Origin of the sequence: Pseudoalteromonas sp. ESRF-bin5 (assembly GCF_002632075.1) — a bacterium.
Classification (GTDB): domain Bacteria; phylum Pseudomonadota; class Gammaproteobacteria; order Enterobacterales; family Alteromonadaceae; genus Pseudoalteromonas; species Pseudoalteromonas marina.
Genome location: NZ_NTLW01000076.1, coordinates 1 through 11,890, shown reverse-complemented (window position 1 = coordinate 11,890; position 11,890 = coordinate 1). Strand labels below are relative to the sequence as shown.

The 11,890-nt window shown below is 40.9% G+C and carries 9 protein-coding genes and 1 pseudogene; 8 read left to right on the top strand and 2 right to left on the bottom strand.

Annotated features, from left to right (window positions below; genetic code table 11):
- From BCG07_RS03345 to BCG07_RS03335, 3 genes and pseudogenes are all read left to right on the top strand, one after another.
- A pseudogene (locus tag BCG07_RS03345) lies at positions 1–243 on the top strand (alpha-amylase); the annotation flags it as partial.
- The gene (locus tag BCG07_RS03340) at positions 236–1,735 is read left to right on the top strand and encodes an MFS transporter (RefSeq protein ID WP_286888657.1); all 1,500 of its coding nucleotides are present in this window, start codon (positions 236–238) and stop codon (positions 1,733–1,735) included. The pseudogene BCG07_RS03345 and the gene BCG07_RS03340, both read left to right, overlap by 8 nt.
- Before the next feature lie 9 nt (positions 1,736–1,744).
- Positions 1,745–4,156 carry a glycoside hydrolase family 15 protein gene (locus BCG07_RS03335; protein WP_286888656.1) on the top strand — a complete coding sequence of 804 codons (2,412 nt, stop codon included), beginning with the start codon at positions 1,745–1,747 and terminating at the stop codon, positions 4,154–4,156.
- A 99-nt stretch (positions 4,157–4,255) separates the two neighbouring features.
- Here the strand turns inward: BCG07_RS03335 and BCG07_RS03330 are convergent, their stop codons facing one another.
- Entirely contained in the window at positions 4,256–5,272 is a 1,017-nt protein-coding gene (locus BCG07_RS03330) for a LacI family DNA-binding transcriptional regulator (RefSeq protein ID WP_010557464.1), read from the bottom strand.
- A gap of 291 nt (positions 5,273–5,563) precedes the next feature.
- Here BCG07_RS03330 and glk point away from each other — a divergent pair, with 291 nt between their 5' ends.
- The 5 genes from glk to gap all read left to right on the top strand — a co-directional run bounded on the left by glk (position 5,564) and on the right by gap (position 11,452).
- On the top strand, positions 5,564–6,556 hold the full coding sequence (gene glk / locus BCG07_RS03325) for a glucokinase (protein WP_286888653.1): 993 nt from the start codon (positions 5,564–5,566) through the stop codon (positions 6,554–6,556).
- Between the two features lie 32 nt (positions 6,557–6,588).
- Entirely contained in the window at positions 6,589–7,605 is a 1,017-nt protein-coding gene (locus BCG07_RS03320; protein ID WP_010557463.1) for a LacI family DNA-binding transcriptional regulator, read from the top strand.
- A gap of 328 nt (positions 7,606–7,933) precedes the next feature.
- Positions 7,934–9,784 carry a phosphogluconate dehydratase gene (edd, locus tag BCG07_RS03315; protein ID WP_008131569.1) on the top strand — a complete coding sequence of 617 codons (1,851 nt, stop codon included), beginning with the start codon at positions 7,934–7,936 and terminating at the stop codon, positions 9,782–9,784.
- 33 nt (positions 9,785–9,817) lie between these two features.
- Positions 9,818–10,438 (top strand): bifunctional 4-hydroxy-2-oxoglutarate aldolase/2-dehydro-3-deoxy-phosphogluconate aldolase, encoded by a 621-nt coding sequence (gene eda / locus BCG07_RS03310; RefSeq protein ID WP_286888650.1) that lies wholly within the window; start codon positions 9,818–9,820, stop codon positions 10,436–10,438.
- 9 nt (positions 10,439–10,447) lie between these two features.
- Complete coding sequence (gene gap / locus BCG07_RS03305; protein WP_286888648.1) at positions 10,448–11,452, top strand: type I glyceraldehyde-3-phosphate dehydrogenase; 1,005 nt, start codon at positions 10,448–10,450, stop codon at positions 11,450–11,452.
- A gap of 66 nt (positions 11,453–11,518) precedes the next feature.
- Here gap and BCG07_RS03300 read toward each other — a convergent pair.
- Positions 11,519–11,890 (bottom strand): protein kinase (locus BCG07_RS03300; protein WP_286888646.1); only part of this gene is annotated, 372 nt, incomplete at its 5' end.

Here is an 11,890-nt window from a genome sequence, read left to right as displayed (position 1 = left end):
TTTAGCCGAACGCTAGGGCAGCAAACAATTTTGGTACTAAGTAACTTCAGTGAGCAAACACAGAGTATCTCCGTTGATTTATCTCAGGAGCAAGTAACAAAACTGGGAGAAAGCTCACTAATTGTTGATTTACTTGAGCAACACCAAGTGGAACTTAAAACACACTCACAAGGCACCAAATTTAACCTGACACTTGATGCATTTAGCAGCGCAGTATTAATAAATAAGGCTAATAATGAATAATCAAAATAATAATACCGATAAGCCAAATTTAAGTTTTTGGCAAATATGGAACATGTGCTTTGGCTTTTTAGGCATACAGTTTGGTTTTGCTCTGCAAAACGGCAATGTAAGCCGAATATTTCAAACATTAGGCGCACAAGTTGATGATATTCCTATTTTATGGGTTGCAGCTCCGCTTACAGGCTTAATCGTTCAGCCTATTATAGGTTACTGGAGCGATAAAACGTGGGGGCGCTTTGGCCGTCGTCGTCCGTTTTTCTTTGTGGGCGCTGTGTTAACAACACTTTCGTTGTTTATTATGCCGCACTCGCCAACACTTTGGATTGCTGCGGGTATGTTATGGATCATGGATGCCTCAATCAACGTGACAATGGAACCGTTTAGAGCGCTTGTTGGTGATAACCTGCCAGAGAAACAACGCGCGACAGGTTACGGTTTACAAAGCTTTTTTATTGGTATTGGAGCGGTGTTAGCCTCGGCGCTACCATGGATGATGACCAACTGGTTTGATGTCAGTAATACCGCAGCTCCAGGGCAAATTCCTGAATCTGTTAAATATTCATTTTACTGGGGTGGAGTAGTTTTATTAGTTGCTGTTTTATGGACTGTGGCACGCACGAAGGAATATAGCCCAGAACAACTTGCTGAATTTGAACAGCAAACAGCAAAATCTACGACTGCAATTATTGCTGATATTAACTTTAATAAAGGTGCTATTATTTTTGTGGTGTTAGGTTTAGCAACCCTTGCATTAGTTATGGGTTTATCGCTTGAAAAAGAGCTTTACCTATTAGCCGGTGGATTATTGGCATTTGGTATTGTTCAGTGGATTGCAGCCGCGCTTAAAAGCGCCAACAAAACACAAGGTGGCTTTTACCAAGTAGTACAAGATGTTTTTACGATGCCAGAGGCCATGAAGCAACTTGCATGGGTACAGTTTTTTAGCTGGTTTACTTTATTTGCTATGTGGATTTATACCACTTCCGCTGTAACAAGTTTTCACTATGGCAGTAGCGATGCAACTTCTAAAGCATTTAACGATGGCGCAGACTGGGTGGGTATTTTATTTGCAGCCTACAATGGCTTTGCCGCAATTGCAGCTATGTGTATTCCGTTTTTAGTAAAGAAAATGGGTTTAAAAGGCGCACATTGTTTTAATTTATTGCTAGGCGCGTTAGGCCTTGCAAGCTTTATGTTTATACAAGACCCTAAAATGTTACTTATACCTATGATAGGCGTAGGGTTTGCGTGGGCGTCTATTTTATCGCTGCCTTATGCCATGTTAAGTAACGCCTTACCAAGTAATAAAATGGGCGTTTATATGGGTATTTTTAACTTCTTTATTGTTATACCGCAATTACTTGCAGCAAGCATTTTAGGGCTTATTTTACGCCATGTATTTTCTAACCAGCCTATTTACGCCTTATTAATTGGTGCAGCCTCATTTGTGGTTGCTGCTATAGCCGTAATGCGCGTTAAAAATTCTAATTAAGGACACACAATGAAAAAATATAACCTTATAACCGCTTCACTTTTAGCATTAGGTTTAACGGCTTGTGGCGTACAAAACACAAGCACAACTAATGAAAGTACTACAGCAAAAGTTACATCGGCACCAGGCGCCCCAGGGGTAGAGCCATTTTGGGCGTATGCAGGCAAAACAGGTATTGGCACATCGTTTGAAGAATATAAAAACGGGCAGTACAGCGATACAGCCGCAACAGGCAATGTATCTAAAGTGTGGTTTTCTATTGCTAAAGGAATGATCACCGAAACCATGTTTGGGCTTATTCATCAAGCACAAATAAAAGACATGCAATTTATTGTTACCGGTAAAGACTTTACTGTAACCGAGGCCGATGACTTAGATGTAAGCATTGATTACTTATACAAAGATGATCAAGGCCGACCGCTTTCGCTTGCTTATAAGGTAACAAGTACCGATAAGCAAGGCCGCTTTAGCTTAGAAAAGCACATATTTACCGACCCAGATACACAAACATTATTTGTACGAAGTGTGTTTAATACTCAATTAGAGGGTCTAAAAGCCTACGTTAACGTTAACCCGTACATTAACAATAACGGGTTAGGTGACTTTGCTAAAACAACAGATCAAGGACTCGTCGCATGGGAAGGCGATAACTATTTAACATTACAATCAAGTTCACCTTTTAAAGCTAAAACAGTAGGGTTTACAGGTGAAAGTGATGGCATAAGTTCACTTAAAACAACGCAAGCAATTAATAATCAGTATACAAATACCGGTGAAGTTTCAGGTAATGTAAACATGCTTGCAGAACTCGGTGATATTAGTAACAACACCACTTTTGATTTAGCGTTAAGCTTTGGCAAAACGCAGCAGCAAAGTATTCAGCAAGGTGAACAAAGTTTGGCTAAGGGCTACCAAGCCGTACTCGATCATTACAACGGTAAAGGCGATGCGCTAGGTTGGCAAGATTATCTACAAAGCCTTAAACCACTAAATACAATGACTGAACAAACTGCCGATAACGGCAAGCTTTTATACACCAGTGCTATGGTTTTAAAAGCGCAAGAAGATAAAACACATGCGGGTGCGCTTATTGCGTCACTGTCAAACCCATGGGGCGAAACCGTATCTGCTAAAGAGGGCTCTACAGGTTATAAAGCGGTATGGGTACGCGATTTTTATCAAGTAGCTATGGCTTTTATGGCCCTAGGCGATACCGCTACAGCTAAAACAGCGTTCGAATACCTTGAAAAAGTACAAGTTAACAGCAGTACACCGGGTAACAATGGTGATACTGGCTGGTTTTTACAAAAAACACATGTTGATGGCGAACTTGAATGGGTTGGTGTCCAGCTTGACCAAACAGCCATGCCTATTATGCTTGCTTGGAAACTTCACCAAGCGGATGTGTTAAGCGATAAAGAGCTAAAAACTTGGTACGGCAAAATGTTAAAACCTGCAGCTGACTTTTTAGTTGATGGAGGCCTTGCTAAAATTTTATGGAACGACACGCAGATTACGCCACCTGCAACACAGCAGGAGCGCTGGGAAGAGCAAGAAGGGTATTCTCCTTCTACTACTGCCGCAATTGTTGCAGGCCTAATAACAGCAAGCGACATAGCAACACTTAGCGGTGACGATAAAAACGCAAAACGTTATTTAGAAACGGCTAAAAAGTATAACAGCGAAATAGAATCGCAAATGTTTACTACAGAGGGTAATTTAAAAGGCGAAAGTACCGATGGTGAATATTTTATTCGCATTGGTCAGGACACTGACGCCAATTCAAACACTAAAATTAACGCCAATAATGGCCGTGAAGGGTTTAATAAAAAGCAAATTTTAGATGGCGGTTTTTTAGAGCTAGTTCGCTATGGCGTTCGCGGTGCTAACGACGAAAGTATTGTTAAAACACTGCCTGAGTACGATGACGAAACGCTTGAAGATAACCTACAAGTTAAATATAGCTTTAGTTTTGAAGATGGGACCGGCACATTTGCAGGCTACCGCCGTTACGGTAACGACGGTTACGGCGAAGATGAAGTAACAGGCACAAATTACGCAGAAGGTGGCGCTAACACACCAGGCCAACGTGGTCGTGTATGGCCATTTTTCACCGGTGAACGTGGCCATTACGAAATAGCGGCAGCTAACGCTACCAAAACATTGAATGATGCTAAGCAGGCTGATATTAGAAATAGTTACGTAAAAGGTTTAGAACAATTCGCGAATGAAGGCATGATGCTGCCTGAGCAAGTATGGGATGGTGTAGGTGTCAACAAAGCGGGTTATGAACTAGGCGAAGGTACTAATTCAGCAACCCCATTAGCATGGACACATGCTGAGTACGTTAAGCTTGTGCGCTCACTAAGTGATAAACAAGTATGGGATCATTACCCAGTAGTAGAGAAAGCACTAAAGTAAATTTATTCATTTAGTAAATAAAAAGCCACGCTTACAGCGTGGTTTTTTTATGTTCAAGCCAAATTATATTTAAGTAGGGCTATATGAATGTTTAAATATTTAACTCGATCCGCGAGCAATTAGCACAGGGGGTAAAAGAGTGCTTTGCACATCTTCTTCTCTGATTAGTTTAAGTAAATTTTCAACGAGCATTTGCCCTGCAAGAGTTGTATTCTGCTCTATAGTTGTCAGTGGTGGGTTTACAAAACTGGCTATAGCTATGTTATCAAACCCGACTACAGCGACATCTTTAGGGACATTAATATTTGCTTCTTTGAGTGCTCTGATAGCACCAATTGCAATTAAGTCGCTTGCTGCAAACAACGCATTAAATTTAATATTATTGGCAATGAGCGAGCGAGTTGCATGATAGCCAGATTCTTCCGTTGAAATAGCGTTAGCCATTTTACGTTCATTTATTGCGATGTTGTTAGCTTCTAGTTCGTCCTTAAACCCCTGAAAGCGAGCAAAAAATTCCGGACTGTGGTCAGAAGCATCGCCAATAAATGCACAATCTTGTCTGTTGTGAGCTATAAAATGAGCCGCAGCTTGTTTACCACCACCGTAATTGTCACAGCACACGGTTAAATCAGGTCTGTTATCTACCGTTGCCCCCCAACATACAAATTTAGTGTTTTGCTCAAGCAGTGTTTTAAATTTAGGCTGAAAATCAATGTAATCGCCATAACCAAGCAAAATAATGCCATCGGCTCTGTGGCTATCTTCGTAATCGGCTTGCCAATCTGCACTGGCTGATTGAAACGATACTAATAAATCGTAGCCTTCTTTTGCACACGCGCGTGTAATACTGCCGAGCATAGATAAAAAGAACGGGTTAATTTGTGATTCGTCTGAGGTAGGGTCTTCAAATAATAAAAGTGCGAGTGTGCTGCTTTGTTGCGTGCGCAAGTTGCTTGCGTTTTTGTCGACCTTGTAATTAAGTTTTTTTGCAATGTCATGAACACGTTTACGTGTTTCTTCGTTAACAAGCGGGCTATTTCGTAAAGCGCGAGATACAGTTGATTGAGATACCCCTGCATAGTGGGCAATATCAAATGATGTAGCTTTACCTTTCATTATCACAACTTAGTTAATGTAATACACAATAGTGCCATTTTCGTTTATTAATTAAATATTTCAAGCTTTTTGTGTTTAATGTAAATTATTTATTGATTTGACTGTGACACCGGTGTCATAATATTTATGTTTTATCATTTTGTTGTCAAAACGAATTGGCTGTTTGTAATTGCTACAGGCAGCATTTTTTCTCTGATAGCCGTTTTAGGGTGATAGCCTAAAGCAATTACACCAATGGTTTACTATTGTAGAACAAAAAGCACTGATTGCTTAAACAAAAGAGATAACACCATGAGCCTAAACTCTTCTACCAAATTTGATCCTATTTTAGTTGCCGATGTTGGTGGCACTAATGCTCGTTTTGCTTTAATTACATCGTTTGATGATACAACAAATCAATTTGCAATTGAGCATAATAATACGTTTCCTAGTGCTAATTTTGGCTCACTTGAAAAAGCACTCGAGCATTACTTATCAACCGTACCACATATTGTACCAAAACGCGCATGTTTGGCGGTTGCTGGCCCTATAAAAGCAGGGCAAGTGCACTTAACAAATTTAGGATGGCACTTTAGTGTTAACGATTTTAAGGCTCATTTTGAGTTAAATGAGCTTGATGTTATTAATGATTTTGCTGCTTTTGCTTACGCTGCACCTTACTTAAGCCCATCTCAAAATGTTGTTATAAAAGCAGGTCAAGCTGATGACAATGCAAATATTGGTGTAATGGGTCCCGGAACTGGCTTTGGGGCGGCTTGTTTAGTCAGAACATCTCACTCTACTTCTGTTTTAAGTTCGGAAGGTGGGCACATATCGCTTGCAGCGGTAACAGAGCTTGACGCCTTGTTAATTCAAGAACTAAAAAAAGAGCATCAACACGTGTCTGTCGAAACCGTTTTTTCAGGCCCAGGTATTACCCACTTATATAAAGCAATGGCTGCAGTTAAAGGGCAGTCGCCTAAAAATCTTGATGCTGCACAAATTAGCAGCTTAGCAAATAGTGGCGAATGTGATGTGTGTGATGCAACCCTGAATCAATTTTGTGATTGGATTGGCAGCGTAGCAGGTGATTTATCACTAGCTTATGGCGCATTGGGTGGCCTATTTATAGGTGGCGGAATATTACCGCGTATGCAAGCTCGTTTACTGGAAAGCCGTTTTGTTGAACGCTTTTCGCAAAAAGGGATTATGTCGCAATACACAGGGCAAATACCTGTTACATTAGTGACACAAGACAACATACCTTTAATTGGCGCAGCGGCGTGTTTGCACAACGCCAATTAGTTTTTTGTTGATTGCATGTGGACAATAGAGTGATGAAAAAAGTAACAATCAACAGCGTAGCAAGTCATGCTGGCGTATCTAAAAAGACAGTATCGCGGGTTCTAAATAACGAGCCCAACGTGAGTGCAGCCACTCGCGAAAAAGTACTCGCTGTGTTTAAAGAGTTGGATTACACGCCAAACCCTATAGCGCGCGGGTTAGCACAAAATCGCAGCTTTATTATTGGTTGTTTATACGACAACCCAAGTAAAAGTTACATAACCCGTGTTCAAACAGGGGCTTTAGCCGCTTGCCAAGAAAACAATTACAACTTGCTAATTCATCCATGCGAATGCAGAGGTGAGGCTTTAATTAGCAATGTTGAGCAGTTACTTCAAACATCTCGTTTAGATGGTATTGTACTTACGCCACCTTTTGGTGATTTTCCTGAGTTGGTTGAGTTTTTAACAGCTAAAAAAATCCCGTTTGCTAGAGTAGCGTCCGCAATTTTACAAGATGAATCTATTTCTGTTCGTAGTAACGACGAGCAGGGCGCATTTGAAATTACAGAACATTTAATCAGCCTTGGTCACAAGTCAATTGCATTTATTAAAGGTCACCCTGACCACAGTGCAACACAGCAGCGCTTTAAAGGCTACAGGCGTGCATTAGCCGATCATAATATTGAGTTTGACGAGCGATTAGTTGAAGAGGGTAACTTTAGTTACCACTCGGGTGTAGACAGCGCCCGCAGTATTTTAGACTTGTCGCCACGGCCTACGGCTGTATTTGCATCGAACGATTACATGGCAGCTGCAGTACTTAAACTTGCAACACAAAGGCAATTGCGTGTACCTGACGACATATCTATAGCTGGTTTTGATAATGCACCTATTGCACGCCACATATGGCCAGGGTTAACAACCATAGCCCAACCAGTAGAAGAGATGACAAAGCTTGCTGTTACTCAATTAATTAATCACATTACAGAGCCTCAAGAACAGCCTTTTCAAATTACGCTTGAATCGCGTTTAATAACGCGTGAATCAACAGCTCGCGTAAACCAATAAAATACTTTTTCACAGTAGCCTGAATAAGAGTGACGCTTATTCAGGCTTTTTTTTGCCCATAGCTTGATAAAAGTCTGTATGTACACAAGAATTCAAGTGTTCATTAATTGGTCATGATAAAAAGTTAAATTAATTTTAGCAGTCAGGGTTGACACCGGTGTCATAGCTATGAGTTAATACAGTGACACCGGTGTCAGGTTTGTTGTGAGAGGCTCCCTGATATCGTACCTTTGAACGGGTCAATCAAAGATGCTCAGTACAGTTATTTACGTGGAGTCTGTAATTGCTACTGAGCCTTTATCCTCTAACTAATAGAGATGAGTTAATTATGTTACATCCTCGAATTCAAGAAGTTACCCAACGCGTTATTGAACGCAGTAAACAAACCCGTCAAGATTATTTAGATCGTATTTCGCATGCAAAAAAACAAACAAGAGTTCGTGCGGGATTAGGTTGTGGCAACATTGCCCACGTAATGGCAGCTTGTAGTAGCGACGATAAAGCGCGCTTAAAAGCAGATGAAGTGCCAAACTTAGCTATTATCAATTCATACAACGACATGCTATCTGCGCATGTACCTTACAAAGATTACCCAGACGTAATCAAAAGCATTGCAACCAAGTTTGACGCAACCGCTCAGGTAGCGGGTGGCGTTCCTGCCATGTGTGATGGTGTTACGCAAGGGCGTGATGGCATGGAATTATCGCTTTTTTCTCGTGATGTGATTGCAATGTCTACCGCTGTTTCACTTTCACATGATGTGTTTGATGGCGTTTTTTGTTTAGGCGTATGTGACAAAATTGTCCCAGGTTTATTAATTGGTGCATTATCATTTGGCCATTTACCTGTGTTCTTTTTACCTGCGGGTCCAATGCAGTCGGGTATCCCAAATAAAGAAAAAGCACGTATTCGCCAAAAGTTTGCACAAGGCCTAGTTAGCCGCGAAGATTTATTAGAAGCTGAAAGTGCATCTTACCACAGCGCGGGTACTTGTACGTTTTACGGTACTGCTAACTCAAACCAAATGCTTATGGAAATAATGGGCTTGCACCTTCCAGGTAGCTCATTTATTAACCCATACACAGAGCTTCGCGATGGACTAACAGGTAATGCTGTAGAAACCATGCTTAAGCAACTTACAGATAGTAAAGAAAGCCCATGTTTAGCAGATGTGATCAGCGAAAAAACCATTATTAATGGTTTAGTAGGCTTGTTATCTACAGGTGGTTCTACTAACCATGCTATTCATATAGTTGCTATTGCAAAAGCTGCGGGCATTCAAGTTACATGGAAAGACATGTCTGATTTATCAGAAGTTGTTCCACTTCTTACACGCATTTACCCTAACGGCTCTGCGGATGTAAATCATTTTCAAGCAGCTGGCGGCATGGGCTTCTTAATGCGCGAACTAGCAAGCGCAGGCTACTTACACACAGACGTTAAAACAATGCTTGGCGATGGTCTTGCGCCATACATGACAGAGCCGCGTTTAGATAAAGACGAAAGCCTGATCATGAGCGATTCAAATGGTCCAAGCAAAGTGAAATGGGTTGATTGCCCTGCTAATTCACTTGATGAAGAAGTGCTTCGTCCTGTAAGTAATCCATTTAGCAAACAAGGTGGCTTGCAACTGCTTACTGGTAATTTAGGTAAAGCGGTTATTAAAGTGTCTGCTGTTGCTGAAGAGCATCAAGTCGTTACTGCACCTGCTAAAGTTTTCAACTCGCAAGGAGCATTACAAGAAGCGTATACCCGCGGCGAGTTAAATCAAGACTTTATAGCTGTGCTTAAAGAGCAGGGCCCTAAAGCGAAAGGTATGCCAGAGCTTCATAAATTAACGCCAGTAATGGCAACCCTTCAAGACCAAGGTTTTAAAGTTGCTATTGTAACTGACGGTCGTATGTCGGGTGCATCAGGTAAAGTACCAGCTGCAATTCACCTAGCACCAGAAGCCGTCGAAGGTGGCATAATTGCAAAAATTCAAGAAGGCGACTTAGTTACTTTAGATGCCCCTAACGGAATTTTAAAAGTACATGTTAGCGACGACGAGCTTGCAAAACGTGAGCTTGAAATTAGCCAGCCAAGCTTAACATTTGGTACGGGACGTGAGTTATTTACTGGATTTAGAAATATCGTAAGCAGTGCCGATTTAGGCGCGAGTGCTTTTGGACTTGAATAATAATTAGCCGTACTGGGTAATGAGGAACAAGTAATGAGTATTGAAAAAATCTTAGCATCGGCACCCGTTGTGCCAGTGGTTGTAATCGAAAAATTAGAAGATGCTGCACCACTTGCTAGAGCGTTATACAACGGTGGCTTAAAAGCACTTGAAATTACACTGCGTACGCCAATTGCAGCAGAAGCTGTAAAGTTGATGAAAGCTGAAGTGCCAGAAGCTTTTGTTGGTACGGGAACTGTAGTTGATAAAGCAAGCTTTGAAGCATCAGTGGCTGCAGGTGCAGATTTTATGGTTAGCCCAGGTGTGAGTACTGAGTTATTAACACTTGCAAAAGAGTCAGACATTCCATTTTTACCTGGTGCTGCAACTGCGAGCGAAGTAATGCAGTTAGCAAGTCATGGTTTTAAGTATTTAAAATTCTTCCCTGCTGAAGCTGCAGGCGGAACAGCAATGCTTAAGTCTATAGGCGGACCATTACCACATATTACTTTTTGCCCAACAGGTGGCATTAGCCTAGCAACTGCACCTAACTATTTAGCACTTAACAATGTTATTTGTGTTGGTGGTACATGGATGCTAGACAAACAACTAATTGAAAATAAAGACTGGCAAGCCATTGAAGCGCTTGCTCGCCAAGCAAGTGAACTTAAATAGGAGTCTCAAATGATTAATGTAGCAATTAACGGTTATGGTCGTATCGGTCGCAATGTATTACGTGCGCTTTATGAGTCAGCACAAAACAGTGAAATTAAAATTGTAGCAATTAACGATTTAGCACCGGCTAATGTAAATGCACATTTAACACAGTTTGACTCAGTTCATGGTCAATTTTCTAAAAAAGTAACACTTGCAGATAACACCATGCTGATTGGTGATGACGTAATTACACTTACTCAAGAGCGTGACCCTGCAAGCCTACCGTGGAAAGAGCTAAACGTAGATATCGTTTTAGAATGTACGGGCTTTTTCACTAAGCGTGAAGACGCGGCTAAGCACATTACAGCTGGCGCTAAAAAAGTTATTGTATCTGCTCCTGGTAAAGATTTAGATGCAACAGTAGTTCACGGCGTTAACAGCGACGTAATCAATGCTGATAGCAACATTATCTCTAACGCATCTTGTACGACTAACTGTTTAGCACCTATTGCAAAAGCAATTAACGACACAGTAGGTATTGAGCAAGGTAGCATGACTACAATTCATGCTTACACAAACGATCAAAACTTATCTGACGTTTACCACCCAGATCTATACCGTTCGCGTAGTGCAACACAATCTATGATCCCAACTAAAACAGGTGCTGCTGCAGCCGTTGGCTTAGTACTTCCAGAGCTTGCGGGTAAATTAGACGGTATGTCGGTACGTGTACCTACTATTAATGTTTCTTTAGTTGATTTTACGTTTATTACTAAGCGCGAAACAACTGCTGAAGAAATTAACGAAGTAATGAAAGCCGCAGCAACAGGTTCAATGAAAGAAATTTTAGAGTACAACGAGCTTCCGCTTGTTTCTATTGATTTTAATCACAACTCTGCGTCATCAATTTTTGATGCAACGCAAACAAAAGCTGAAGGCAAACTAGTTAAAGTAATGGCTTGGTACGATAACGAGTGGGGCTTCTCAAACCGCATGTTAGACCAAGTTAAAGCATTAGGTCAGTACTTATAATTGACCCTGTAAAAGTTTAGCTTTATCCAACCAAGCCTGCATTATGCAGGCTTTTTTTTTCTTAATTTATACCAATTCGTTTAATAAGGTGCTTAATGCTTTAAAGCTAGGGCGCGATGCAATAACGCTGTTGGTAGAACGCGTTGCTATATCGGACATTTTACCAAACAATTCGTCTTGCTTAACTGCAGCGCTAACAGTACTTAGTAAATCCTCTATTAAACAACCAAAAGCGCGGACTTCTATTAATTGTATTTGCTGTTGCTGATATTCGCTAAGCATAGCTAGATTTGTAGCTGCTCCAAAATCACCAAATAAAACGTCATAGTGTTCATTTATCATGGTGTTATGGGCGTAAATATCGCCGTGGCTTACCTTATTCGTATGAAGGTGAGTAAGCGTATTTGCCATTTGTTTTGCTATTTTATAAACAGCTTC

Coding starts and splice junctions, on each gene's coding strand:
- glk (WP_286888653.1), top strand. CDS start 5,564: ATGAGCCTAAACTCTTCTACCAAATTTGATCCTATTTTAGTTGCCGAT.
- eda (WP_286888650.1), top strand. CDS start 9,818: ATGAGTATTGAAAAAATCTTAGCATCGGCACCCGTTGTGCCAGTGGTT.
- gap (WP_286888648.1), top strand. CDS start 10,448: ATGATTAATGTAGCAATTAACGGTTATGGTCGTATCGGTCGCAATGTA.
- BCG07_RS03320 (WP_010557463.1), top strand. CDS start 6,589: ATGAAAAAAGTAACAATCAACAGCGTAGCAAGTCATGCTGGCGTATCT.
- BCG07_RS03330 (WP_010557464.1), bottom strand. CDS start 5,272: ATGAAAGGTAAAGCTACATCATTTGATATTGCCCACTATGCAGGGGTA.
- BCG07_RS03335 (WP_286888656.1), top strand. CDS start 1,745: ATGAAAAAATATAACCTTATAACCGCTTCACTTTTAGCATTAGGTTTA.
- edd (WP_008131569.1), top strand. CDS start 7,934: ATGTTACATCCTCGAATTCAAGAAGTTACCCAACGCGTTATTGAACGC.
- BCG07_RS03340 (WP_286888657.1), top strand. CDS start 236: ATGAATAATCAAAATAATAATACCGATAAGCCAAATTTAAGTTTTTGG.